Origin of the sequence: Sporolactobacillus pectinivorans (assembly GCF_002802965.1) — a bacterium.
Taxonomy (GTDB): Bacteria; Bacillota; Bacilli; order Bacillales; family Sporolactobacillaceae; genus Sporolactobacillus; species Sporolactobacillus pectinivorans.
The window spans coordinates 2,212,526-2,237,021 of sequence record NZ_NXGA01000001.1 but is presented as its reverse complement, the minus strand read 5'-3'; the positions used below and the strand labels follow the sequence as shown (position 1 = coordinate 2,237,021).

Below are 24,496 nucleotides of genomic sequence, written 5' to 3'. Positions count from 1 at the left end.
TAAAAATGAACAAGATCGTGGCTGAGGGATTAAAGCGTATGGTTTCCCCCGCAGAAGTGGCCCGGTTTGTGACGGAACAGAAACAAAAAGGGAAAACGGTCGGTTTCGTGCCGACAATGGGTGCCCTTCACGAAGGGCATTTATCGCTGTTTAAAAGGGCAAGCGAAAGTTCTGATTGTGTCATTGCCAGCGTTTTTGTGAATCCGACGCAGTTTGGCGACAAGGATGATTATATCAATTACCCGAAAAATATTGATCGGGATGCCGCACTGGCTGAGCGTGCCGGCGTTGACGTCCTTTTCATCCCCGAGGAATCAGCAATTTATCCGAATGGTTCCGATATGACAGTACAGGTTCACACCAAAACCGATGTGCTTTGTGGCAAAAGCCGGCCCGGTCATTTTGACGGAGTGGCGACAGTCCTGACGAAATTATTCAATATTGTCAAGCCGGATACTGTTTACTTCGGAATGAAGGATGCGCAGCAGGTAGCCATCGTTTCAAGCCTTATTCGCACTTTCCATATTCCTGTGAAACTGGTTGCCTGCCCGATTGTCAGAGAGTCGGACGGACTGGCAAAGAGTTCCCGAAATGTGCGGCTCAGTGCCAATGAAAGAAAGGAGGCCCCCGAAATTTATAAGGGGCTTCAGGCAGGTCTCAGAGCTGCTGAACTCGGAGAAAGGAATTTTGACCGTCTGATTTCAACTGTCAAAGCTTATTATGCAAAACACTTGATCCTCGGAAAAATTGATTACGTGGATGTGCTGAATTATCCGGAGCTGAAACGATCCGGAGCCTCTTTGGACAGGCACTTCATCATCGCCTGCGCAGTCCGTTACCAAAGCGCGCGTCTGATTGACAACATCACTGCGGATACCGAAAAACTCCTTTCCAGCAGGGAGGCTGACTGAATCATGCTGAGACCCTTTCTGAGATGTAAAATTCACCGGGCCACTGTTACGGACGCCAATCTGAATTATGTCGGCAGTATCACGGTCGATGAAGCTATTCTGAAGGCCGTTGATCTGCTGCCCTACGAAAAAGTACAGATCGTCAATAATAATAACGGCGCCCGCTTGGAAACTTATATCATTCCGGGTCCTGCCGATTCGGGCGTCATCTGTCTTAATGGAGCCGCTGCCCGGCTGGCACAGAAGGGCGACATTGTGATTATCATGGCTTATGCTCTGATGAACGAGGAGGAATGGGCACATCTTGTTCCTGAAGTTGCCCTGCTGGATGATCAGAATCACATTTCTCGGCTGATCAAGGGTGAAAAACCGTTCACCATTTTGTAACCACTGATATTCAGTCTTGCTTTTACCAGGCTTTATGATTACGATTAATTTGCTTGTGTATGTTTTCAGCTTTGAATGCAGGACATCCGGAGATAAACAAGCGGCCGGATTGTTCTGCTATTACATAAAAAAGAGTTTAAGGTGATCACTTGAAAAATTGGATTATTACTGGTGTTCTCGCTGTGCTTTTAATTGCCGGCTTTGGATCCTGGTATTTGTACACAAGCAATATGGACACGAGCAACAGTTCTGCACAGGCAGCGATCGTTAAGGCGAAACGCTACTATCAGGTGCAGAAAGTAGATTCTGTCTCTTACTATTACGGGACGGATGCCTATGAAGTTGTTAAATGTGTCAGAAACAGTGTGCAGATGTATGTGTGGGTTCCTGACGAACCCCAAAAGGCAAAGTATATAGTTCGGGCTGTCAAGAACGGCATCACACGCAATCAGGCGCTTCAAGAGCTGGCTGGCCTTCATCTTAATGTGAACAAAATTATTTCGGTAAAGCTTGGAGCGATACAGAATAGTCCGGTTTGGGAAATTACCTTTACCAATAATACAAATAGTTATAATTATGTTTCATTTTATTTTGATAATGGCAAGGAAGCCCAGAGGATTCTCAATGTCTGAGTCTGAAATAGCGGAATATCATTCATAGTCATACGAGGGGGAAGAATTATGAAATTAGCAAAACGCGTGGCGACGATTACACCTTCAAGTACTCTGGCCATTACAGCAAAAGCCGGAGAACTGGCAGCACAGGGTTTCGATGTCATCGGACTCGGAGCAGGGCAGCCGGATTTCAATACACCTGACTTTATCATTGACGCCGCAATGGAAGCTGTGAGAGCCGGTCATACAAAATATACACCGACAGCCGGCCTGCCAGCACTGAAGCAGGCAATTATCACCAAGCTGAAGCGCGATCAGGGATTTGACTATGACCCGTCGGAAATCATCGTTGGGAACGGTGCGAAACATGTTCTGTACCTGTTGTTTCAGGCTCTTCTTAATCCGGGGGATGAAGTTATCATTCCGGCACCTTATTGGGTCAGCTACCCGGAACAAGTCAAGCTGGCGGGAGGTATCCCGGTATCCATCGCCACGACTCAGCAGCAGCATTTCAAGATCACAGCCGATGACCTGGAAAAGGCTGTGACATCGAAAACGAAAGCGCTGATCCTCAACTCACCAAGCAACCCGACCGGGATGATTTATCAGAAAGACGATCTCGTTCCGATTGCCGAATTCTGCCTGAAACATGGTATTCTGATTATTTCAGACGAAATTTATGAAAAGCTGATCTATAACGGGAATACGTTTTACTCGATCGCCCAGCTCTCGGACGAGGTGAAGGCGCAGACGATCATCATTAACGGCGTATCCAAATCGCACGCTATGACCGGATGGCGGATCGGCTATGCCGCAGCAAACGCAGAACTGATTAAAGCGATGACCAATGTCGCCAGCCACAGCACATCGAATCCTGCATCCGTTTCCCAGTACGCTGCGATTGCAGCGTACAACGGCCCGCAGGACAGCGTTGAAGAAATGCGCCAGGCTTTTGAAAAAAGGCTGAATACAGTGTACAGCCGTCTTGTAGCGATCCCGGGCGTCAGCTGTATCAAACCTGAAGGAGCTTTTTATCTGTTCCCGAATATTCAGAAAGCGAGTGCTGCCTGCGGATTCAGCCAGGTTTCCGATTGGGTTTCCGAACTTCTGGATGAAGAAAAGGTAGCTGTTGTGCCGGGAGCAGGCTTCGGCACACCGGAACATATACGGCTGTCTTACGCCACTTCACTGGAAAAATTTGAAGCAGCGCTGGACAGAATCGAGCATTTTATGAAAAAACATACAAAATAACCAGCTCAGGTTTATTTAAGCAGGGGGTCATTGAAGAATGAAAGCAACAATTTCAGAAGTGAGCAAACATGTCGGAGGAGAAGTGACGATCGGTGCCTGGCTGGCGAATAAACGTTCCAGCGGTAAGATTCAGTTTCTGGAACTCCGCGACGGGACAGGGTTCATTCAAGGCGTTGTTCTGAAGAACGAAGTAAGCGAGAAAGACTGGGAGGAAGCCAAGGAGCTGACACAAGAGAGTTCCCTTTACATTACCGGAACGGTCAGGGAGGATAAACGCGCGCCTTCAGGCTATGAGCTGACCGTTTCTTCAGTGGAAACCATACAGATTGCTCTTGATTACCCAATTACGCCGAAAGAACATGGTGTCGAATTTTTAATGGACCACCGCCATCTGTGGCTCAGATCCAGTCGTCAGCATGCCATTCTCCGAATCCGTAATGAGGTGATCAAAGCGACCTATGATTTTTTCAATGAACATGGGTTTATCAAAGTGGATCCGCCAATTCTGACAGGAAGTTCGGCAGAAGGCTCGACCGATCTGTTCCATACAAAATATTTTGACCGGGACGCCTATCTATCCCAAAGCGGGCAGCTCTACATGGAAGCGGCTGCCATGGCTTTCGGCAAAGTTTTTTCATTCGGCCCCGCTTTCCGTGCGGAAAAATCGAAAACAAGGCGCCATTTGATTGAGTTCTGGATGATCGAACCGGAAATGGCTTTCTGCGATCATGAAGAGAACCTGAAAGTTCAGGAAAACTATATAGCCTACCTGGTTCAGCGCGTGCTGAAAAATTGCCAGACTGAACTGAAAGCCATCGGCAGGGACACATCAAAACTTGAAAAAATCAAGGCTCCTTTTCCGCGAATCAGCTATGATCAGGCCGTCGATTTTCTCAAGGAGAAAGGGTTCGATGACATTGAGTGGGGCGATGACTTTGGTGCTCCCCACGAAACTGCGATTGCCGAGCATTTTGATGTTCCCGTATTTGTGACAGAATATCCGGCGAAAGCCAAAGCTTTCTATATGAAACCTGTACCCGGAAGGGAAGAAGTTGTACTTTGCGCCGACTTGCTTGCTCCGGAAGGATACGGGGAAATTATTGGCGGGAGTCAGAGAATTGACGACCTGGATTTGATGAAGAAACGTTATGAACAATACCATCTGACAGATCCGTCGTATCAATGGTATTTGGAACTCCGGCAGTACGGTTCGGTTCCTCATTCAGGCTTCGGTCTGGGACTTGAAAGAGCCATTGCCTGGATTTGCGGATTGGATCACATACGCGAAGCAATCCCGTTCCCGAGACTGCTGAACCGTATCTATCCGTGATCCTATTTCTGCTTTTTTTGTTCAGGAGCATGTTCATCTCTATCAAAATTGAGCCGGGTGATCCCCGGCTTTTTGTGTACTATTCACCGGATTCCTGAGCGCTTTTTCAATGGGTTTTCCCAGGCCTTAATTTTTACGCAGTCATGCTATAATGGTGGAGAGGTGTCAACTCATGGATACTAAATTTATTATGAAACTGATGATTGACGGTAACGTAAACATCCCATCGCTGCTCATTGAACATTATCACTCGATTGGTCTGAACGAACAAGAATGCATGCTGCTTATTGAAGTTCACTCTTTTATAATTAAAGGAGATCATTTCCCGACATTTGATACTCTTGCAAACAGAATGACATTGGACGAAACATCATGTGCGGATATGCTGCGCAGCCTGGTTCAGCACGGTTTTCTCTCAATCGTTCAGAAAACCGATCACGATATTTATTCTGAATCATACTCGCTTCAGCCTTTGTGGGAAAAGTTGCTGCGATTTGCCTATAGAAGTGAAGCGTCATCAGTGCAGCAGGAGAATGAAGATGCACTGTACACTTTGTTTGAAAATGAATTCGGAAGGCCGCTCTCACCGATCGAATGTGAAACACTTGCTATGTGGACAGATGAAGACCGGAATTCACCGGCTCTCGTTAAAGCCGCGCTTCGTGAAGCGGTTGTCTCCGGTAAGCTTAATTTCAGATATATTGACCGGATATTGTTTGAATGGAAGAAAAATGGAATTAAGACCCTTGAACAGGCCAAAGAGCATGGAGACAAAATACGCCGTCGCCAGCCGTCGTCACGCACAGCCCGCTCAAATGATCAGGATCCTGCACCGAAAAAGCCTGCATATGATTGGCTGGACAAAGACTGAGAGGAGTTGTCTATCATTCTGAACCAGAAACAAATTGATACGATTATGAGTACAATGGCTGAAATGTTTCCGAACGCCCATTGTGAACTGAATCACAGAAATCCTTTTGAGCTGGCAATTGCTGTGATGCTTTCTGCTCAATGCACCGATGCTCTGGTCAATCGGATCACACCGGAATTATTTGAAAAATATCACGAACCGGAAGATTATCTGGCCGTTCCGGAAAAAGAACTTCAGGATGATATCCGTTCCATTGGGCTTTACCGTAATAAGGCAAAACATATCCGCCAGATGTGCCAGTGCCTGATCGATGATTACGGCGGAAGACTTCCCGAAACCCGTGACGAACTGATCAAACTTCCGGGAATCGGCCGGAAGACAGCAAATGTTATCGCTTCAGTGGCTTTCGGGGAACCTGCTCTTGCTGTCGATACCCACGTTGAGCGCGTGACCAAACGGCTCGGTATCTGCCGCTGGAAAGACAGTGTCCTCGAAGTGGAAAAGACGTTAACGAAGCGCGTGCCGAGGGACAAGTGGTCGCAAACACATCACCAGCTGATTTTTTTTGGACGTTATCATTGCAAAGCGCAGCATCCTAACTGTCCGGAATGTCCTCTGCTCTACCTGTGCCGGGAAGGGAAAAAAAGAATGAAAGGTGAAGGTGTCGCAGTTGGAAAATAAAGCCACCCGCCTGAAAATTCCCGAACCTTTTTGTTTCTTGCCCTATTTTGAGAAACAGGCTGTTATTTCTTTTATCGACCATTCGCCAACCGAAGAGAACATTCCTTTTTTCTACGATATACTGTATGCTGCTGGGTTTTCTTCGGGCTCACCCTGGCCATGGCAGACCGGAACCCCGCATTTTAGAAAGTTATGGGATAAGATGCGTCCCCGTATAAAAGAGACTTTCCACAGACGCCGGCCGGACGAAGCACGTAAACCGATGATATACGCTCTGTCCTCATTTATTGATCAGATGTTCTGGGCATCGGACAGACCGGTCCACACGCTTTCACCGGATATTCTGGTCCCGGAGCTGCTGGTAATGCCTTATGCGCCTCTAAATCTCGGGGAACGTCTCAAATACATCCATGATCAGCCGGATCGTTATCTTTCCTTCATCCAGCTGGACAAACTTCAGGAAGAACTCGGTAAAAAACTGTCTGTGTATAAAAAAATTAAACGATGAAAAAAAGCCTGCTCCATCCAAATCAGATAGAGCAGGTTTTTTTATTTTTATTCGCCATCAAAACAAATACTGTGTCAAATGATTAGTGTCGTCGACCAGAAGCCATTTAATGATTCGTCGAATTTGTTGTTGACGTCCCGCCACCAGAAGAAGATTTTTTAGACGACTTATTCACTGATGATGCGCCCGTCGCACCCGGAGATGACGATCCGCCGCTGCTGGACGACGAACTTGACGTAGCAGGAACACTGGAGCTTGATGTGCCAGACGAGCTTGCCGGCGGTACAAATGATGATGAACTCGAGCTGCTGCTGGCGGGCGGAGCCACCGATGAACTGCTGGACGATGAGCTACTCGAAGAGCTTGAAGAACTGCTGGACGAACTTGATGAACTGCTCGATGAACTTGAACTCTGAGTATTCGAGAAATGATTGGTGACTGTTGAACCGCTCACACCTAATTCCCCGCCGCCGAGACTGACAACCGAATTCGGCCTGATAAATTCAGGAGCACCAGGCATAAATCCACTCATGATGGATTTAAAAATAGATTGCGCATAGCCAAGCTCATTGGGTCCCAGGTAGGTCCCATAATTACTGTTATTTTTAGGATTTGCCGCAACATTGCCATATCCTGTCCAGACTGCAGCAGTCAGCCTGCTCGTGTACCCGACCATCCATTCATCCATAGCGCCATGATCGACATCGTATTGAGGAATGTTGTACTGCTGAGCGTACTGCGTCTGAATATTCTCTGTCCCTGTCTTTCCTGCCAGAGCCACACCCGGTATATCGGCTTTAATCCCGGTTCCCTTGGTCATGACATCTTCGAGCATGTTTGTGATCATATAAGCCGTATAATCATGCATGGCAATGTGAGACGGGCGATTAAAGTTAATCACTTCGCCGTCAGGCTTAACGATTTTTCTGATGGCATACGGCTGATTATAAACGCCATTGTTTCCAAAAGCCGCAAATGCACCGGACATTTGAAGCGGCGACGAGCCGAATGAGCCAATGGCGTAAGTTTCGTTAAAAGCATTGGGGCCGGTAGCGGGCCAGTGGAAACCAAGCAGCCCGGCAAATGTAGTAACGTCCTGAGTTGAACCGGTCTGCTGATCGATTGTCTGAAGAGTTTTTACAGCCGGGACATTTCGGGACAAATACAGAGCTTTTCTCATGGTCATTTTCCCCATGAATCTCCCGTCCCAGTCATTAACAGCCGGACCGTTAGTATATGTTGTCCCTTTTTGGTCATCAACAGTATAATCGGTTGGCCATTTTAAATATTCAATAGCCGGGCCGTAGTCGATGATTGGTTTAGCAGTTGAGCCAATACTTCGTGAAGCGCTGTCCGCCCAGTTAAAATCACTGTAAAAATAGTTCCGGCCGCCGCCCAATGCCCGGATCGCTCCGGTTTGTGTGTCAATGACTGAAACGCCGGCTTCAAAATTTTTCTGCACATTGGGAAAATTGTTCTTATTGTCCAGAATGTTTTGCGTCTGCTGCTGAATAGCCGGATCAAGAGTTGTATAAATTTTTAATCCACCGGAATCAAATTCATTTTCAGTGATGCCCAGACTTTTATCATTAAGGATGGCACGCCGAACATAATCAACAAAAGCCGCGTACTTTCGATTACTTACCGGGAGCGTCTTGTGGTTCTTGGTCATCTGTTGCATCGTTACAGCCTTTGCCTGTGCGGCCTGTGCAGGTGTGATCGCTTTATTCTGAACCATGAGATCAAGAACCAAGTCGCGGCGCTGCTTTGCCTGGACGGGATGGAGAATTGGGTCGTAATAGCCGGGATTTCGTGTCATTGCTGCCAGCATAGCCGCTTCTGGCAAGGTGACATTTTGTATACTTGTTCCAAAAAATTTCTCTGAAGCAGCAGCCACACCATAAGTTGGTCCGCTGCCAAGATAGATTGAATTCAAGTACATTTCAAGAATTTGTTTCTTCGTATATTTCTTGTCCAGTTGAATGGCCAGATACATTTCCTGAATTTTCCTTGTAAATGTTTTGTTCTGGGTCAGCATAGCATTGCGGACGACCTGCTGGTCAATCGTGCTTCCGCCTTCTGATTTGAAACCCCTTGTAAACTGGGCGACAGTGGCTCCCAGAATTCGGTACGGGTCAATACCAAACGTCTGATAAAAACGGACGTCTTCAGTCGATATATAAGCGTCTTGAACGATCATTGGGATTTGATCAATACTCGTATATGTCCTGTGCTGACCTGTATCTACAGAAGTCGCCAGATGATTATTTTCATCGTATATTACTGAAGATACCGGATTGCGAAGTGCATTTTCATTCAGTGAGGGAGCGTTTCTGATAATAGCAAAAACTGTCACCGTGCCGGCAAGGATTAAAAAGAGAATGATCAGGAAGAAAATAATCAAAATACGTTTAAACCAGCCTCTTTTTTTTCTGCCCCCTCCAGAAGACTTCTTTTTTGCATGAGCGCCGCCATTGCCATTTTGATTCTCAAGCTCGGCTGCCCGGCGCTTTTCCATTCTAGAATGATATTCGACCATGCTAAAAATCCTACCTTTCTGAAAAAACCAGTCCATGGTTTACAACGTCAAATTATTCGTATCCAGCCGTGAATTATGACTAGTTTAAAAGTATACATCATTTATGACGCGAAGATAATCAATTCGCGGCAAGTATTTCTGGGAAATCAGATGCCCTTTTTCCTGAAACAGCTTTTTCGGAATGGATTTTCTTCCACCACTTTGCATGGATAAAGACCAGCAACCAGACAGGAAGGAGGCGTCCAACAGGAAGATTTCGTCAGACTTCGTAAATTTAACAATAATAAAGCCTATGCCACCATGGCGCTGGATCCGTTCCATGTGTTCGATTTGATGGCCATGAAAATTTTTCAGAGGAATGTAATTCTCATGAGTCGTCTCTTTCGCCTCAAAATCAATATATTTTCCTCTATAGACTCCATTATAATCCGTTGTCGAAGCTTTTCTGAAATATGCTTCCGTAATTTTGGCCGCGCTGCGCTTTGGATAGTCCACATGCACAATCTGGACAGGCGTCGGCTTCTTGTAGATGACCGCCTGATCCGTCTTAATATAATAAAGATTCGTCACGTTGAGGTCTTCTTCCAGAGACATTCCGCGATGGCTATAATCAACAGCCGATTGCGAAAGGGCTTCTTTCCGGATTTCTGTCTCTCTATAAGGCTGTCCATTCGGATAAAAGAGTGTCACATTCCCAATACTCCTTTCATCGGATAAGCAATTGCTATAACCCAGTATACCAAAATCAAAGGTCAACGGGGAAAAATTCACAATTAAGCGGCACCGGAGACACAATTTCAGATCAATATCCTATGGATTGATAGAAATTTGTCCCTTAAAAACTAGTTTTGTCTTCCCGGCACTGCTTTTGTCATACATAAAGGGGATCCGGTAATGAGAGCAGAATAATTAGTCAAAGCTAATGAGAGGAAGGGATAGACGATGCAGCATTTAGTTGATGCCAGAGGTCTCTCGATTAAGGAAATCAATAATAAGATCGACTTTCTGATTCTTGAAACGGACCAACTTGAGAATAAAGTGACGCGCAGAATTGAGGACCTGATCGATTTTCACTGCTCCGCTTTTAGACTTCCTATATTACACTCAGCAAAAAAACTTGTGAATCTCGACCAGGAGATTGGCTTTTTTAAAACACAAAGGCCCAGTATTCCTGATCGTCTGGGCGAAGTACGTGTGCTCTCCCTGCAGAAGAAAAAAGCTGTAGCTTCTTCCTGAAGTTCTCCCGATTTGATGTAAAATGGCCGTTCACACAGGCTCCATGCTACACTGAAGCAGGAAGATGAAATTTGTATGTTTGGAGTGAACGATAATGGATAGTCAATCCGTCAGGTTGAAAAAACTGACTGAAAAATTGAAAAGCGGAAATAAAGAAGCTTATGATCAATTCATGAACCATACACTTGCGGGAGACTATGATGCGGACTTTCAACAGGATGTAAAACCCTTTGCCGATCGCTACCAGGCGATCATTGATCAATGGCAACCGCTTGTGGAGGACTGGGTCGAAAACCGGAAACCCAAATACGTCTTTCCTGTTCTGATTAAAGACACGTGTGAAAATCTGTCGATTGTGATCGTCACCGCTTTTCAAAAGGATACCCGGAGACGACGATTCATCGAAACAATCAAAGCGATTGACTATGTGCTCGATAATGTCCTTGATCAGTTGGACACGGACATCCTTGAAGAGGGCCTGTCCCATTAATCAGCTGGTCATTCTGATGAACGAAAAAAGCACATAAATAAAATAAGGAATACCGAGAAACAGAATCAAACGGTACATGATGATGGTCAGCATTTCGAAACACGCTTCAGGTGAAAGATGCTCCATTTTTCCGGCAAATTTTCTGATTCGTTCAGAAAGGGTAACTTGTTTTCTTTTTAAAGATGCTGCGATTTGTTTTTCCATGTGATGTTCCTCCTGTGATCTTTCTATCAAAATAATATGGCCTGTCTCACTTATTTATGCCAAAAAAGAGAGACAGGCTTTTGTGCTGCCGAAACACTTATTTATTTCAGGCAAAAAGAAAGGGCTTGAACCAGCTGCCGCAGTAAATCTGCTATTTCAGTTACCGTTTTTCCTCCAAAATCGCCAAAACCTTCATCTTCCAGAACCACTGTTTTCCCATTTATAATCGGATAAACGGCACTGAAACCGCCATTAAGTGTATAATAAGGTCTTACATTATAGGATTTAAGAAAGAGCAAAAATTCACCGTCCGCCAGAGGTCCGGTATAGAGACTGTTCAATGGATCCCCTGGCCGTGGAAGCGGATCGACCCCCGTTGTCAGCAAATAAACAGATGGCGGGAGACTTCCCTTCAGCACCCGTTTTATTTGAATCTGCTGCCGGGCGTTGAAAAGTGTTTGATGAGCAGAAATTCTCCTATTTACCGGCCATCTGTCGCTGTGGGGACCGATAGATGCATAAACAATGAGATCGGAAGTGCGGGTTAATGCCGCGCTATCTTTCTGGTGAGATGTTTTGATGATCTGGCGGGGAAGGGGAAGCTGTGCATTCACCGGTTCCGTGTACACAACATCCGTGTACACATAGGTAAAAAAGAAAAAAATCAGGATACCCATAAGGATGAATCGAGTAGTCAAATGTTGCATTACATATCTCCCTCATATTGAAACCTGTTAAAGCTTAGGATAAACCATGGGACAAAAACTATCCGTGAATCTTCCTAAGTTTGAATCTTTGCAGCTTGGCAAAAAGAAGAAGTTATTCTTGAACAAAAGGTGAACATGTAGTAAATTGAGAATGTGCAATTAAATATTGAATTTGTCCACTAGGGGCGCATTTTGCTGAGAGGGGCTTCAGCCCTGACCCTTGGACCTGATCTGGATAATACCAGCGTAGGGAAGTGGTGCTTGAATGAGCATACAGTCAGCCGCTTTCTTGTGTTACGCGAGGAAGCGGTTTATTTGTGTGCTTTTCCCCTGACCAGTTTTTGTGCGGACTGGTGGACACAAACGAACAGAGGGTGATTCATTTGAAATGGAGTAAACACAACGTATTGAATCTGACCGATATCCTGGTCACCATTGTTGCATCTTTGGTTTTTGGACTGATTTTCAGATTGATGGGGCCGGTTTACGATCTGCTCCAGTCGTTTGGCGTGCAGCTCGATGCTCTGATTTACGGATTATGGTTTATCGCTGGACCGTTTGCGGCGCTGCTGATCAGAAAACCAGGTATCGCATTTCTGGCGGAAACAGCTGCTGCACTGGCAGAGGTGCTTTTTGGCGGCAGCGGAGGAATCATCAATCTCTATTACGGATTGATTCAGGGGGCATTTTCTGAACTGATCTTTGCTGTTTTCATGTACCGCCGTTTTACACTGTCTCCAGCCATGTTATCCGGATTGGCCGCTTCCGCCGGATCGCTTATTTTGGATATCCCCTTAGGTGCCATGAACTATCTTGCAGGATGGAATCTGACTCTGAATATCATTTTTCGATTCATCGGTGCACTGATCTTTGCCGGCGTGCTTCCATTTGTTTTGGTCAAAGCATTGGAGAAAACGGGAGTGACCCAGCTCGTCCGCCCTGTTACAAAGGAAGATTACGATGTCCTCAACAAGTAGGATTCAGGAATGGGGCGTTTCGAAATTACGCCTTGCTTTTCCAAAAAAGCAGGACATGTTTTTCAAAGATCTTAGTTTTCACTACCATAAGGGGGAGAAGGTTCTCTTTCTCGGCCCGTCCGGGTGTGGAAAATCAACACTGCTTCAGGTACTTTCCGGACTGATTCCCAAAAGCGTCCAGCTGCCGATGAGGGCGGAATCCCTGTCTATTCCTGAAGACTGGGGTTTTATCTTTCAGGATCCTGATACTCAGTTCTGTATGCCCTACGTAGATGAAGAAATCGCTTTTGTGCTGGAAAACAGGAAAATCGATCCCTCAAAAATGCCTGAGCTGATTCACCGGTATCTGAACATGACCGGACTGGATTTTGTAGATCCGCACCGGCCGATTAACTCGCTTTCAGGTGGGATGAAACAGCGACTCGCGATTGCCAGCGTGCTCGCGCTGGAACCCGAAGTGCTCTTTCTTGATGAACCGACGGCGCTGCTTGATCCTGAGGGAACCATGCAATTGTGGCAGACCGTACGTAACATTGGTTCTGAACGAACATTGGTTATTGTTGAACATAAAATCAGCCGGATCCTCGATTTCGTTGATCGGATTGTTTTATTTGATGCGCACGGAAAGATTATTGCTGACGGACCCAAATCAGAACTTCTCAAAGAACACAGCCGGGAGCTGGATCAGTATGGCATCTGGCATCCAGGCGCCTGGGCCGGCTATGAAAAAAGCCGATTAGGAAATCTCAAGAAAAAAACGTATGAAAAGCCGCTTCTGGACCTTAAAAATTTTTCTGTGCTCCGCAGCAGGGAACTCAAATTTTCGGTGTCCCGTCTGAAGATCTTCCGGGGCGAATGGATTGCCATTATTGGAGAAAACGGCGCGGGAAAAAGTACCATGGTCGAGGGTTTGATGAATCTGATCCACCGCAAGGGGGCTATTCACTGGCATCTCAAACACCAAGAAGAAGATGTCGCTTTCGTTTTCCAGAACCCGGAGTACCAGTTTGTAACCGACCGGGTCGATGATGAACTGGCTTTCAGTCTTAAACTGAAAAAATCCGACAGGAACGTCATCGATAGATGCGTGAATGAGACACTTGACAGATATTCACTGAACGAACAGCGCGCGCGCCATCCCTTTCAGTTATCGGTCGGGCAGAAACGGCGGCTCAGTGTTGCGTCGTCGCTGATCGACCGTCCTGAAGCCGTCATTCTCGATGAACCGACATTTGGCCAGGACGCGCGAAATACTTTTGCACTCCTCGACGTGTTACAGCAGCTCGTTGATGAGGGCACTACAGTGATCATGGTGACCCATGAAATGGAGATTGTCCGGCACTTTGCGACTCGCGTTTTAACGGTTAAACAAGGCAGGCTGATCGGTGATTCACTCGTGACAGATCCTGATCCGGGCAGGGAGGGGGATCCGAATGGACGCATTGTGGACGAAGACAGACCGACTGTTTTTCAAAGTCAATCCAACACTTAAATTTTTATGTTTTGCGCTTTTGTTTATCGTTTATTTATTTGTTCATAATCTGAATACGATAATCTGGGCAACAGCAGTTTTTTTAATGCTTTACCTATACGCCGGAGGGAGCTCCGGGAAAATTTCTTTCTGGTTTTTGTTCATCACGTTTATTGTCTCCTTTCTCAGTGCTTCGGCGATGATTTTATATGGAAAAGGGACACATGTCCTTTTTCAGTGGTTTCTGGTCAGGGTGACAGAGGAGAGTTTGGCGCGCGGCATCCTGCTCGGGCTGAGGACATTTGTTTTCAGTCTGGTCGGTATGTTATTCGCTTCAACGACGCAACCGGTACCTTTTTTCTACTCACTGATGCAGCAACTTAGAGTTCCGGTCCGTTATGCCTATGGCTGCCTTGCTGCTTTCCGGATGTTGCCCTTAATGGCTGAAGAATTTTTCCACATCCGCCAGGCAATGAAAGTACGCGGCCTGATGCGGAAAAAGGGGATAAAAGCCATTTATAACCGTTTTATGCGCTACACACTCGGAATGCTTGTCCAATCAATCCGCCGCGCCCAGAGAACGGCCGTTGCCATGGAGGCAAAACGTTTTGCACTGACAGATGACCGAACCTATTATTATCAGATCGGCTGGAGTCGCTCTGATGCTGCTTTTGTTCTGATCCTGCTTGCAGCAGTGGCTGCCAGTTTCATTCTATCCAAGTGGTTCCCGCTGACACCCTTCTCAAATGTTTTTGACAGCTATTAAAAAAAGCGTTTCTCCAAAAGGGGAAATGCTTTTTTGTGCCACATTTATTGTCATTAAACAGAACAATCAAACGGTCAGTCCATTTTCACGGGCACGGCGAACTTCAAGATCACGCAGAGCAGACCGTTTGATTTTACCTGAGATGGTTTTTGGAAGATCCGTGACAAATTCGATCTCTCTCGGATACTTATAAGGCGCCGTTTCACTTTTAACGAATGCCTGCAATGCTTTAATCAGTTCCGGACCGCCGGTATAACCGTCTTTGAGTATGACAAATGCTTTGACAATATTGCCACGGATGGCATGCGGTTTCCCGACAACCGCACAATCCTTGACTGCTTCATTCTTGAGCAATGCGTCTTCCACTTCTACCGGTCCGATGGTATACCCGGAGCTGATGATCACATCATCGCGTCTGCCGTGGAACCAGAAATAGTTGTCTTTGTCTCTCGAAGCACGATCCCCGGTAAGGAAGTAGTTGCCGCGAACAGCTGCCTGATAACGATCCGGCTGATGATAATAACTACGGAACAGCGCCGGAAAATCACGGCGGACGGCGATGTTACCGATCACGTCATCAGGAACGGGATTGCCGTCTTCATCGATAATCGTGATAAAAGGATCCAAAATAGGTTTACCCATTGATCCATAACAGATTTTATCACCGACCATGGTGCCAATCAGCAGCGTGCTTTCCGTCTGTCCATAGCCGTCTTTAAGCTGAATATCAAATGTTTTCTTAAAGACGTCGATCACTTCCCGGTTCAATGCTTCTCCGGCGGAGCAGGCGTTGCGCAGATGGGATAGATCATATTTTTCAAGCCCGTCAACTTTTGCCATCAGTCTGTATTCGGTCGGCGTGCAGCAGAGGACGTTGACTTTATAATCCTGAAGCAGCTGCAGCTGCTTCTCAGGATTAAACCGCCCGTTGTATACAAATCCGGTAACGCCCTTGCCCAGAACTGAAAGGAACGGACTCCAGATCCATTTCTGCCAGCCCGGGCCGGCAGTTGCCCAGAATGTATCACCATCGCGAATGTCCAACCAGCGAGGCGCTGCAATTCTCAGATGGGCGTAGGCCCAGGCATGGCTGTGTACGACGCCTTTAGGAGTGCCTGAGGTCCCTGAAGTATAAGTCAGAAAAGCCATGTCATCTTTGCTCGTTTCAACGGTTGTAAAATCAGCAGAAGCCTCTCCAATCAATTGATCCATCGACAACCATCCCGCAGTTTCTCCGGCTACTGATAGTTTGTATTTCAGTGACGGCGTCTCTTCCTTGATCTCGTCAACCTGGCCGCTGTATTCGTGAAAAGCAACAATTGCTTTTGCCTCTCCCTGATTAATGCGCAAAGCAATATCTGCGGATCTGAGCATTTCCGATCCTGGAATAACAGCGATGCCCGCTCTCAGTGCGCCAAGATAAATCACATACGCATCAATGATCCGGGGCACAATCGTCATGATCCTGTCACCCTTTTTGATTCCTAAGCTGGTCAGCACGTTCGCAAACCGTTTTCCTCTCTGAATCAATTCATGATAGGTAACAGTCTTTTTTTCTCCATCCTCATTTTCCCAGCGAAGCGCAATTTTATCTGAGTCAAAGCGATCAATTTCACTAGTCAGATTGTAAGAGTCCGGAGCGATCAAATCTTTAAGTTCCATTAAATGGACACCTCTGCTTTTCTGTTAATTGTGCAAACAATCAATGAATAGTACCAAGGATTGAAAGAGCGTTGTTTTATATAACTACATATTAATACCTGGTACTAATTATTACAACTGTTTTTTATGGATTTGATTGTTTTATATATGTGGCCAGGGCCTCACCAAATGCCTTAGATGCCCGATCCACCTCAGCCTGAGTATTATCGATGCCGCCGATCTCAATAAGCAGGGCATTTTTTGACAGATCCTGATTGTAGACACCATTGCCGTCAAATTTTGTTTTGCCGACAATGCCGCGCACAAGGCCCGGGTACTGTTTGTCCATAACATTTTTTATTTGCTTTGCCATATACAGATTGGCCGAATAGTCCGGATTATCCTCACCGATAATGAAGCTGATCCGCGCGTAAGAGGTATTGTTCAAATCCATTGTTGTGATGCTCCTTCCGGAAGAGTCCCGGTGAATATCGATCAAATAGGTAAGGGTAGGATTTTGCTTGAGCAAATTCTGGACAAGAATTCTTGAACCCTGATAGGCAACATTGTAGCCCCAGTTTTGTATGCCCGTATTAATATAGCCAATACCATGACTTGCAAGGACGTTTCCAACTACAAATCCGTCATGAATTACGCCATGATCCGGATTCAGACCTGTTGCCTGACCGTTGTTAAAAGGTTTATACGACTCCCAATAATGTGTGTGGTAGAGTAATACTGTTTTTTTAAGTTTATTATTATCAGTGATTGGGCCTGACGGCGCTTTCTCCGGTTTTGTCTGCTTAGGCTTTTCCAGGGTAATTTCAGGCGGTGGCGGACTATCTTGAGGCAGATTCGTGTAGTTCAATCCTTTGCCCGCTACAAATATTTTTGTATTATAAATTGTAAAACCCGGAAGTTCCGAACCGAAAAGGCTTCGGATATCATCAAACCGCAGATCGGTCATGACCTCAAAAGCAAGTTTATAGACACTTTTCGGGCGATCAGTTGCACGGATGACGTGATTAAAAACTGAGTTTTCATTACCGAAGGTTTCAGCCATCAACGCTTCTGCAGGCCAGTTAGCTTTTTGCAGCGCATCGTCTACAGGACCGATTCTTACCTGGCTGACAACGATTAACGCAGCCAGCCCGTAGGCAATAATCAGGAGAATCAAATAGTATAAGAAAATTTCTGCGAGTGAGGTTGTATGAGATGGGTCGTTATGATTCAAGCTTGTCCCTCCTGACCATCTGAGAATTTCATGCCGTCTGATTAACTCTATGATTCGAAGGGGAAAAGATAGACTCAATTTTTCATTAAAAAAGATTAAAAAAGATATTTAAGATTCCCTTAGACTATTTAATGTTACAGCAATAATTTGTAAAGCCTGATTTACAATAAATTTACATGATTCGTCTTGTCTCATTTCGCTGCACGTTGAATACTTAATAAAGGACTTTCAGCTTGATTCTTAATAACCAGGAGGGCGTCATGCAGCTAAGATTACGGTATCATTTTCAATGGCGAAATCTTAAAATCAATCAGAAGTATCTTCTAAATCTTCTTATCGTACTCCTGATCACTTTGGTTTCCGTGGCGATCGCCACAATTTTGCTCGTGCAGGCACTGCAGAAGGTGGACGGTGCCGGAGTGGAGGCGAACCGGGTCGTTCAAATTACAGATATTGGCTCTTTGTTCCGTTCCAAAGATTCCGGAGTCGCCGATTATCTCATTAATCCCAGTGACTCGGCGGTTAGCCGGTATACACAGGACCAGCAGCAGCTGACCCGGATGGAACGCCAGGTGCAGCCTTATATGAAGACTCCAGAGCAGCAGACGATTTTCAACCGGATTATGAGAAACGATTCGATGACCTATGATCTGTTTCAAAACGAACTGGTGCCTGCAATATCGATGAATGATATGAAGAAAGCAAGAAGCATCCGAAATGAGCAGAACCGCCTTCAGGATGATACAATGAGGCAGATTCAAAATCTTCGGGTTTCGGTTTTAGGCCAGGAACAGTCGGCGGTCGCGGGGGCTCGTGCCCAGATCAGATGGTCGATCATTTTTTTAATATTGAGTTTGCTTCTGTCCGTAGCCGTGAGCGGGTGCATCACCTATTTCATACACCGGCAGATGAGGCTATCCTTTGCTCACGTTCTTAAAATGACAGACCGGATCGCTTCAGGTGATCTTAGAGACTCCGCGGAAACCGTTCGCGGGAAAGATGAGATCGGTCTGATTGCACAGTCGATCATCAATATGAAAAACAATCTGCTGAATATGACACTGACCATCGCTAGACTTTCGACTACATCACGGCAGAACAGCCACCATTTGATCCAATCTGTTCGTGAGGTGGCAGAAAACAGTAATCATGTCAAAGAGGCAATGGCTGAACTTTCCGCCGGTACGGAAGATCAGGCAAAAAATGCATCACAAATCAGTGAAATGGCAGGTCATTTCATGGACAGTCTTTCCGGCGAAGCCACGCGGGCGAGCTCAATTAATGAGCTTTCTGTTTCAGCGACAGAAGCAACGAAAAAGGGGAAAAACTCGATTGACAGCTCCGTGAGCCATATGACTATGATTAACAGCAGTGTCCAGGACTGCATGGTCAAAATGACGCGGCTTGATGAGCAGATGAAGGATATCTCCGGCTTGATTCATCTGATTGAAGGAATTGCCAGAGAAACTAATCTTCTTGCGCTCAATGCTTCGATTGAATCTGCCAGGGCAGGAGCAGGTGGCAAGGGATTTGCGGTTATTGCCGAATCAATCCGCAACTTATCCGACCAGACGTCGGAGTCTGTGAAAAAGATTACCGGAATGATGAATGAGATCCGTAAGAATTCCGGTGCTGTGCATCAGGCATTGACCATGAGCTATGAACAAGTCAGGAACGGATCGGAACAAATCAAGACCACGGGCGGCCAATTTACGCAGATCGATGCACAGATGAAACAGGTAGGAGAAAAAATAAAAAGCATGTCTGCCAGACTTCATGAAATTAGTGAAATCGGACAAAATATGATCCATTCAATCGAGAGTATTGCCGCCGTATCGGAACAGTCAGCAGCAACGGTTGGCGATGTATCACAATCGATGGAAAGCGTCAATGAAACAATGCTTAGTTTTTCGCATGACGCGGAATCAATGGCCCTCGAATCAAAAAGAATGGATGACATGATGAATCGGTTTAAACTGAATGACTCACCGGCTACATAATAATCACCGGCATTTATCTGATCAGGAACTGGGCTGCCTTGTGCAACCCGGTTTTTTCGTTTAACGAGTAGCGATTGCATTTCCTGTCAATAACCGCAATGCTGTTTGCAGAGGAAAACGGGGCATGTCTCACACTAATCCAACATATTCTGGCTGGCAGAGAACGTTTGTTGGACATTGCTCTTATCATCATATACTTTTTTACATAGAGCAACGATGAAGTGAAGCAAGTTTATACAAATCGGAGGGATTCACATGTCACCTTTTCACAGTTTTCCTAACACTTTCGTCAGCCAGGTTTATCTCGCGGTAAGCAACCTGGAACGTTCCCGGGATTTTTATCAGAACATGCTGGGTCTGCGTGTCATGAAAAAAGAGGGCCATTCAATTACTTTTTCCGCAAACGGACTCGATCCGCTGGTCACACTTGAACAACCGGACCAAGTGCTGCCGCATCACTCGCGGCAGGCGGGTTTGTATCACTTTGCGCTGCTGCTGCCTTCGCGCAAAGACCTTGCCGCCGTGCTGTATCATCTGCTGAAAGAGGAATACCCGCTGCAGGGCGGCTCCGATCATGCGGTCAGTGAAGCAGTCTACTTGGCGGATCCTGATGGCAACGGCATTGAACTTTACCGCGACAGACCTGCAACAGAATGGAAGTGGCGTGACGGTAAGGTGTTCATGCCTACTGTAGCAATGGATGAACATATTCTTGATGAGCTGGACGGTCAGCCGTGGAATGGGATGCCGGAGCAAACAATCATGGGGCATATTCACCTCCAGGTTGCCGATCTGGAAGCCGCCGAAATATTTTATTGCAGCGCGCTTGGTTTCGATTTGGTCTCACAGTACGATGATCAGGCAGATTTCATTTCAACCGGCGGCTATCATCATCACATCGGATTGAATGTTTGGATGAGCAAAGGCCGTCCGGCAACCGACGAAGTCCATGCCGGCATGAATTGTTTTATTCTGGAATATCCAAGCCCGGAAACCAGAGAAGAAGCTGTCGGCCGTTTGAAGAGCATGGGCGTCTCTGTATCCGAAAAGGGGACATTTATCAGCGTAAAGGATCCGTCGAACATTAAAATATTACTGCACGCGGGAAATGCAGATTAATTCTTTTAATCGTTAAATGAAGTATAACAGCAGCAGCCGGAAATCAAACCGATTTTCAGCTGCTGCTGTTATTTTAACTGCTATTTTTTTTCTGCCTGAAAGCAGGATCACCTGTATACTTCTTCTGGTACTTTGATTCGTTCATTATAGAACACTGCCAGAGTCGCAAAGAAGTAAGGTGCCAGCCAGAGCATGCCAATAAACAATGTAAAGACGGACAGAATCGCCCAACCGATGAAACTTAACTCCATGACAAAGAATTTCCACTTGTAACCGCGCATCATTTTACGGCTTTCAGCAATTGCCTCTGTGGCAGAGTATTCCGGATGATCTTTAAGAATGAAGTAAGTCTGGGCGTAAGCGATCGATTTAATAATGCCCGGAACGATAAATAAGAGGGTCCACATCGCAACGAAAAAGCCCAGGACGAACGACACCCAGATCAACTTCAGTACTTTTCTAATGTTTGTATAAACGGTAAATACTTCACCGATCTGAGGATTTTCCGATCTGGCCAGCCCGAGGAAAAACCAATAAAACGTAATGGATATCGGTGATACGATGATTGAATAAATAATTTCAGTCAGCAGGACAGACGGGGGAAGATCAATGTTATGTTCCCAATTGTATATCCAGATGCTCAAGCCTCCGGAAATAAATATTTCATAAAGATCCTGAAAGCCGGAAATTACAAAAAATGCGATGAAAACTAGCAGAGAAGAGATTGCCCAATTATTTTCCAGCGAGTCTCTGGCTTTCTTTTTGATTTCAGAAATGCGCATTAACAAATTACCTCCCGGTCATCATTTGTAAATTTATCAGCAGTCGACGCATACATTATAAATTTTAACACATGACTCAAACCTGGAAAAAGTTAAATCGGAAATTGGAGCAGATGAACAATTATCGGTATGTGTTACTTGCTGCGGTATCCGCACTTTCAGTGGGCCAGCCGGTCTCCCTTAGTTCTTATGATGTTCAGCTAGGTATACCTTTGCCATATAATAAGCACTTACTGAAAAAAACGGGAGCATGTGATAATCTGAATATGTTGAGAGAAAACAAAGTACGTAGAAACCGCAAAAAATTACATTTGACTAAGTGGGAGAATTCTATGCAAAATAATGTAAATCTACTATCAGGAAAAGTAGCAGTAATTACCGGGGCAGGGCGGGGGATTGGCAAAGCCATTGCCTTAGCGTTCGCCAATATTGGTGCATCCATTGTGTGTGCAGCCCGTACAGAAAAAGAAATTAAGGAGGTCGCAGAAGAAATACAGAAAAAAGGTGGACAGGCTTTAGCCATTCCAACGGATGTTACTGACTTAGAGTCTGTATATGCAATGTTAAAGAAAACCAACGAAGATTTTGGCAGAATTGATATTTTAGTCGTAAATGCCGGCATTAATGCAGACAGAAATCTAGTGGAAAAAAGCAATCCAGATGGGTGGTTTCAGACAATAAATGTAAACCTAATAGGAGCGTACAACTGTGCACATTCCGTGATTCCTTATATGAAACAAAAAGGCGGAAAGATCATAACCATAGGTTCCGGTCTTGGACACCGTGGCAATCAAGGTGGTTCAGCATATGCGTGCTCTAAGGCCGGACTATGGATGCTGACTCGGATTTTAGCTGAAGAACTTTGGCAGTATAAGATAAGTGTTAATGAGCTTATTCCTGGACCTGTTACAACGTCAATGGATAATAACTCAAAAGCGAGTGTTTTTGATATAGAAAGTGAATGGATAAAGGAACCAAAAGATGTAATACCTTTAGCCATTTTTCTCGCGACACAGCCTGAGATCGGACCAACAGCCCAAAGTTTTAGTTTAATGAGAAGGGATAATTAGCAATATAAATGAAGGAACTTTACCAAAAGAGGTAAATTAGTTATGAATTTTTTCATCGGAATTGCCGCCAGAAGATGTCTGTGCAAGGCTCAAAGCTCTTCAAATGTGATGGAAAAACAATATAATCGCACATATACTTTGCTTTCATAAAAAGATCGTTTATAGGGCCAATTTTTTAAGAGTTTATCAGGAAATCAAACCGATCACTACACAAAGTATTAGATATTTCATTAAACACGCCAATAGATCAAAATGCACAGCAGGAAACCGCATAATAACTGAATACGGCTTACGCCATAAATTCGGATAATCAACCTGAGTAATGAACTTCAGTAAAATAACAAAGGGCCATAATACTTTTTGACTTTTATAAAATTCTTCCTTTCGGGTGAGCAGAGTGTGCACTTCGAACAATTAATACAAAACATAATACAATTGAAATGATTATGAAACCCAATCCGCCAATAAAACCTAGATGTCTCGGAGAAATAAAAGCTAAAACAATACCCGAAAAAAACATTGAAAGTCCAAGGAGAAAGTTAGAAAGTGCTTCTGTTAGGCCAAATGTTGTACCTCTAAATTCATCTGGAATTTCTTTCATCATTACAGTCTCAAAGCATGTATTACCGATGCCTGAAAACAAAGCTGCAGAGCTGAAAGCTAAAATAGCCATGGTTGCAATGATGCTAATGCTTAAGAAGATTAGCATCATACCTTCAAGAAACAAACAAATAAATCCGATAACAATGAAATGTTTTTTTAATCTGCTTGCAATTGAAAAACTCAAAACCAATCCCACACCCAAAGCTCCGTAGAAAACTCCGACTCCTAAATCACCAAGATGAAAAACCTTAACGGCGTAAATACTGATCAGCACATTGTCAATTCCGTTAACCAATGAGACAAGCAGTATGCAGCTGATAATTATTTGAATAGAAAACGAATGTCGTATCATAGTTCTTACGCTAAGCAGAAAAGAATGATTTCTACACTCAGAATTAGGTCTGATTTTTGTCTCCTTCAAGGTAATTGTAGAATTAATCAAAGCAGCAATCAAAAACGATAATCCGTTCATGCAAAAAGCAATGCTTTGACCCCAAATAAAGGAGATAATTCCTCCAGAAAAGGCACCGATAATCAATACAATGCCTGTTAAAACTTGTTCGAGACTGTTTACCCTAGCAAAATCATTTCTTTTTACCATCAAAGGAAGTACAGACTTGCGAACAGGAGCATAAATTGCCTCTCCGGCTGCCAAAACAAACGCACTCATATAGATGATCCATACTTCATTTTCTGAGTGAACCAGCAAAAAAGAAAATGCAAAAATAATTCTCCCTAAATCCGTGATCACTAAAATATTTTTTCGAGGGAATCGATCTGCTAAACGGCCTCCAATCGGAGCAAAAAATAAAAATGGCAGTAACCGAAGCATCATCACCATTCCGACTGAAAATCCAGATCCCGTTAACTTTAATAATAGTGTGAGCATAGCAACCTGACTGAATCTGTCACCCAAACCATTAATCATTCCAGAAAAAAACAACTTACTGTACGGACCTTTAAACATTAAAGACACAGCAATCGCCTACTTTTACAATAATCTAATTTCACATATATCTAATTAATTTTTTAAAAAATATAAGGATAGATTTTTAATTATGTCCTAACACAGAAGAAACGATAGGATAGAACAAGCAGCTGTTG

The 24,496-nt window shown here is 44.9% G+C and carries 24 protein-coding genes and 1 riboswitch; of the genes, 16 read left to right on the top strand and 8 right to left on the bottom strand.

Annotation, left to right across the window (positions count from 1 at the left end):
* Positions 1 to 5 precede the first annotated feature (5 nt).
* The 8 genes from panC to COP04_RS10690 all read left to right on the top strand — a co-directional run bounded on the left by panC (position 6) and on the right by COP04_RS10690 (position 6,553).
* Positions 6 to 911, top strand: a complete 906-nt coding sequence (gene panC / locus COP04_RS10725) for a pantoate--beta-alanine ligase (protein WP_420852750.1) — start codon at positions 6 to 8, stop codon at positions 909 to 911.
* Positions 912 to 914: 3 nt separating this feature from the next.
* A complete protein-coding gene (panD, locus tag COP04_RS10720) occupies positions 915 to 1,298 on the top strand; it encodes an aspartate 1-decarboxylase (RefSeq protein WP_100488016.1) in 384 nt (127 codons plus the stop codon).
* 149 nt (positions 1,299 to 1,447) lie between these two features.
* On the top strand, positions 1,448 to 1,930 hold the full coding sequence (locus COP04_RS10715; protein ID WP_100488015.1) for a cell wall elongation regulator TseB-like domain-containing protein: 483 nt from the start codon (positions 1,448 to 1,450) through the stop codon (positions 1,928 to 1,930).
* A gap of 48 nt (positions 1,931 to 1,978) precedes the next feature.
* Entirely contained in the window at positions 1,979 to 3,163 is a 1,185-nt protein-coding gene (locus COP04_RS10710; protein ID WP_100488014.1) for a pyridoxal phosphate-dependent aminotransferase, read from the top strand.
* Positions 3,164 to 3,200: 37 nt separating this feature from the next.
* Positions 3,201 to 4,493 (top strand): asparagine--tRNA ligase, encoded by a 1,293-nt coding sequence (asnS, locus tag COP04_RS10705; RefSeq protein ID WP_100488013.1) that lies wholly within the window; start codon positions 3,201 to 3,203, stop codon positions 4,491 to 4,493.
* A gap of 172 nt (positions 4,494 to 4,665) precedes the next feature.
* Complete coding sequence (locus COP04_RS10700; RefSeq protein ID WP_100488012.1) at positions 4,666 to 5,364, top strand: DnaD domain-containing protein; 699 nt, start codon at positions 4,666 to 4,668, stop codon at positions 5,362 to 5,364.
* A 15-nt stretch (positions 5,365 to 5,379) separates the two neighbouring features.
* Positions 5,380 to 6,045 (top strand): endonuclease III, encoded by a 666-nt coding sequence (nth, locus tag COP04_RS10695; RefSeq protein WP_100489636.1) that lies wholly within the window; start codon positions 5,380 to 5,382, stop codon positions 6,043 to 6,045.
* The gene (locus tag COP04_RS10690) at positions 6,035 to 6,553 is read left to right on the top strand and encodes a YpoC family protein (protein WP_100488011.1); all 519 of its coding nucleotides are present in this window, start codon (positions 6,035 to 6,037) and stop codon (positions 6,551 to 6,553) included. Before nth ends, COP04_RS10690 begins: the two co-directional genes overlap by 11 nt.
* 106 nt (positions 6,554 to 6,659) lie before the next feature.
* Here the strand turns inward: COP04_RS10690 and COP04_RS10685 are convergent, their stop codons facing one another.
* Positions 6,660 to 9,092: a transglycosylase domain-containing protein gene (locus tag COP04_RS10685; RefSeq protein ID WP_100488010.1), complete on the bottom strand. Its 2,433-nt coding sequence runs from the start codon at positions 9,090 to 9,092 to the stop codon at positions 6,660 to 6,662.
* 84 nt (positions 9,093 to 9,176) lie between these two features.
* A complete protein-coding gene (gene recU / locus COP04_RS10680; RefSeq protein WP_100488009.1) occupies positions 9,177 to 9,782 on the bottom strand; it encodes a Holliday junction resolvase RecU in 606 nt (201 codons plus the stop codon).
* Positions 9,783 to 10,034: 252 nt separating this feature from the next.
* Here recU and COP04_RS10675 point away from each other — a divergent pair, with 252 nt between their 5' ends.
* Positions 10,035 to 10,328 (top strand): hypothetical protein, encoded by a 294-nt coding sequence (locus tag COP04_RS10675; RefSeq protein WP_100488008.1) that lies wholly within the window; start codon positions 10,035 to 10,037, stop codon positions 10,326 to 10,328.
* Positions 10,329 to 10,422: 94 nt separating this feature from the next.
* Positions 10,423 to 10,818 (top strand): YppE family protein, encoded by a 396-nt coding sequence (locus tag COP04_RS10670; protein WP_100488007.1) that lies wholly within the window; start codon positions 10,423 to 10,425, stop codon positions 10,816 to 10,818.
* On the opposite strand, the gene COP04_RS10665 is transcribed toward COP04_RS10670, so the two are convergent.
* Positions 10,819 to 11,022 (bottom strand): hypothetical protein, encoded by a 204-nt coding sequence (locus COP04_RS10665; RefSeq protein ID WP_100488006.1) that lies wholly within the window; start codon positions 11,020 to 11,022, stop codon positions 10,819 to 10,821.
* Positions 11,023 to 11,123: 101 nt separating this feature from the next.
* Positions 11,124 to 11,729 (bottom strand): hypothetical protein, encoded by a 606-nt coding sequence (locus tag COP04_RS10660; RefSeq protein ID WP_100488005.1) that lies wholly within the window; start codon positions 11,727 to 11,729, stop codon positions 11,124 to 11,126.
* 171 nt (positions 11,730 to 11,900) lie between these two features.
* A riboswitch (TPP riboswitch) is annotated at positions 11,901 to 11,999 on the top strand.
* 104 nt (positions 12,000 to 12,103) lie between these two features.
* On the opposite strand from COP04_RS10660, the gene COP04_RS10655 reads away from it, so the two are divergent.
* From COP04_RS10655 to COP04_RS10645, 3 genes are read left to right on the top strand one after another with little or no spacing between them, the layout of a single operon-like run.
* Entirely contained in the window at positions 12,104 to 12,706 is a 603-nt protein-coding gene (locus tag COP04_RS10655) for an ECF transporter S component (RefSeq protein ID WP_100489635.1), read from the top strand.
* Positions 12,690 to 14,198 (top strand): ABC transporter ATP-binding protein, encoded by a 1,509-nt coding sequence (locus COP04_RS10650; RefSeq protein WP_100488004.1) that lies wholly within the window; start codon positions 12,690 to 12,692, stop codon positions 14,196 to 14,198. The genes COP04_RS10655 and COP04_RS10650 overlap by 17 nt, the downstream gene beginning before the upstream one ends.
* Positions 14,140 to 14,943 (top strand): energy-coupling factor transporter transmembrane component T family protein, encoded by an 804-nt coding sequence (locus COP04_RS10645; RefSeq protein ID WP_100488003.1) that lies wholly within the window; start codon positions 14,140 to 14,142, stop codon positions 14,941 to 14,943. The genes COP04_RS10650 and COP04_RS10645 overlap by 59 nt, the downstream gene beginning before the upstream one ends.
* Before the next feature lie 66 nt (positions 14,944 to 15,009).
* Here COP04_RS10645 and mbcS read toward each other — a convergent pair whose 3' ends face one another.
* Both mbcS and spoIIP read right to left on the bottom strand, forming a co-directional pair.
* Complete coding sequence (gene mbcS / locus COP04_RS10640; RefSeq protein ID WP_100488002.1) at positions 15,010 to 16,605, bottom strand: acyl-CoA synthetase MbcS; 1,596 nt, start codon at positions 16,603 to 16,605, stop codon at positions 15,010 to 15,012.
* Between the two features lie 124 nt (positions 16,606 to 16,729).
* Positions 16,730 to 17,818, bottom strand: a complete 1,089-nt coding sequence (gene spoIIP / locus COP04_RS10635) for a stage II sporulation protein P (protein ID WP_193437411.1) — start codon at positions 17,816 to 17,818, stop codon at positions 16,730 to 16,732.
* 260 nt (positions 17,819 to 18,078) lie between these two features.
* Here spoIIP and COP04_RS10630 point away from each other — a divergent pair, with 260 nt between their 5' ends.
* Both COP04_RS10630 and COP04_RS10625 read left to right on the top strand, forming a co-directional pair.
* Positions 18,079 to 19,818: a methyl-accepting chemotaxis protein gene (locus COP04_RS10630; RefSeq protein ID WP_100488001.1), complete on the top strand. Its 1,740-nt coding sequence runs from the start codon at positions 18,079 to 18,081 to the stop codon at positions 19,816 to 19,818.
* A 255-nt stretch (positions 19,819 to 20,073) separates the two neighbouring features.
* Positions 20,074 to 20,937: a VOC family protein gene (locus tag COP04_RS10625; protein ID WP_100488000.1), complete on the top strand. Its 864-nt coding sequence runs from the start codon at positions 20,074 to 20,076 to the stop codon at positions 20,935 to 20,937.
* A 107-nt stretch (positions 20,938 to 21,044) separates the two neighbouring features.
* Here the strand turns inward: COP04_RS10625 and COP04_RS10620 are convergent, their stop codons facing one another.
* Positions 21,045 to 21,719, bottom strand: coding sequence for a DUF975 family protein (locus tag COP04_RS10620; protein WP_100487999.1), 675 nt, complete (start codon positions 21,717 to 21,719; stop codon positions 21,045 to 21,047).
* A 113-nt stretch (positions 21,720 to 21,832) separates the two neighbouring features.
* Between COP04_RS10620 and COP04_RS10615 the strand changes: the two genes are divergently transcribed.
* Positions 21,833 to 22,789: an SDR family NAD(P)-dependent oxidoreductase gene (locus COP04_RS10615; protein ID WP_204988038.1), complete on the top strand. Its 957-nt coding sequence runs from the start codon at positions 21,833 to 21,835 to the stop codon at positions 22,787 to 22,789.
* A 367-nt stretch (positions 22,790 to 23,156) separates the two neighbouring features.
* On the opposite strand, the gene COP04_RS10610 is transcribed toward COP04_RS10615, so the two are convergent.
* Complete coding sequence (locus COP04_RS10610; RefSeq protein WP_100487998.1) at positions 23,157 to 24,359, bottom strand: MFS transporter; 1,203 nt, start codon at positions 24,357 to 24,359, stop codon at positions 23,157 to 23,159.
* Positions 24,360 to 24,496: the final 137 nt, after the last annotated feature.

What these genes read in the sequence shown, in the direction of transcription:
- panC (WP_420852750.1), top strand. Translation starts at nt 6, where the DNA reads ATGAACAAGATCGTGGCTGAGGGATTAAAGCGTATGGTTTCCCCCGCA.
- panD (WP_100488016.1), top strand. Translation starts at nt 915, where the DNA reads ATGCTGAGACCCTTTCTGAGATGTAAAATTCACCGGGCCACTGTTACG.
- COP04_RS10710 (WP_100488014.1), top strand. Translation starts at nt 1,979, where the DNA reads ATGAAATTAGCAAAACGCGTGGCGACGATTACACCTTCAAGTACTCTG.
- asnS (WP_100488013.1), top strand. Translation starts at nt 3,201, where the DNA reads ATGAAAGCAACAATTTCAGAAGTGAGCAAACATGTCGGAGGAGAAGTG.
- COP04_RS10700 (WP_100488012.1), top strand. Translation starts at nt 4,666, where the DNA reads ATGGATACTAAATTTATTATGAAACTGATGATTGACGGTAACGTAAAC.
- COP04_RS10685 (WP_100488010.1), bottom strand. Translation starts at nt 9,092, where the DNA reads ATGGTCGAATATCATTCTAGAATGGAAAAGCGCCGGGCAGCCGAGCTT.
- COP04_RS10675 (WP_100488008.1), top strand. Translation starts at nt 10,035, where the DNA reads ATGCAGCATTTAGTTGATGCCAGAGGTCTCTCGATTAAGGAAATCAAT.
- COP04_RS10670 (WP_100488007.1), top strand. Translation starts at nt 10,423, where the DNA reads ATGGATAGTCAATCCGTCAGGTTGAAAAAACTGACTGAAAAATTGAAA.
- COP04_RS10665 (WP_100488006.1), bottom strand. Translation starts at nt 11,022, where the DNA reads ATGGAAAAACAAATCGCAGCATCTTTAAAAAGAAAACAAGTTACCCTT.
- COP04_RS10660 (WP_100488005.1), bottom strand. Translation starts at nt 11,729, where the DNA reads ATGCAACATTTGACTACTCGATTCATCCTTATGGGTATCCTGATTTTT.
- COP04_RS10650 (WP_100488004.1), top strand. Translation starts at nt 12,690, where the DNA reads ATGTCCTCAACAAGTAGGATTCAGGAATGGGGCGTTTCGAAATTACGC.
- COP04_RS10645 (WP_100488003.1), top strand. Translation starts at nt 14,140, where the DNA reads ATGGACGCATTGTGGACGAAGACAGACCGACTGTTTTTCAAAGTCAAT.
- mbcS (WP_100488002.1), bottom strand. Translation starts at nt 16,605, where the DNA reads ATGGAACTTAAAGATTTGATCGCTCCGGACTCTTACAATCTGACTAGT.
- COP04_RS10630 (WP_100488001.1), top strand. Translation starts at nt 18,079, where the DNA reads ATGCAGCTAAGATTACGGTATCATTTTCAATGGCGAAATCTTAAAATC.
- COP04_RS10625 (WP_100488000.1), top strand. Translation starts at nt 20,074, where the DNA reads ATGTCACCTTTTCACAGTTTTCCTAACACTTTCGTCAGCCAGGTTTAT.
- COP04_RS10620 (WP_100487999.1), bottom strand. Translation starts at nt 21,719, where the DNA reads ATGCGCATTTCTGAAATCAAAAAGAAAGCCAGAGACTCGCTGGAAAAT.
- COP04_RS10615 (WP_204988038.1), top strand. Translation starts at nt 21,833, where the DNA reads ATGAACAATTATCGGTATGTGTTACTTGCTGCGGTATCCGCACTTTCA.
- COP04_RS10610 (WP_100487998.1), bottom strand. Translation starts at nt 24,359, where the DNA reads ATGTTTAAAGGTCCGTACAGTAAGTTGTTTTTTTCTGGAATGATTAAT.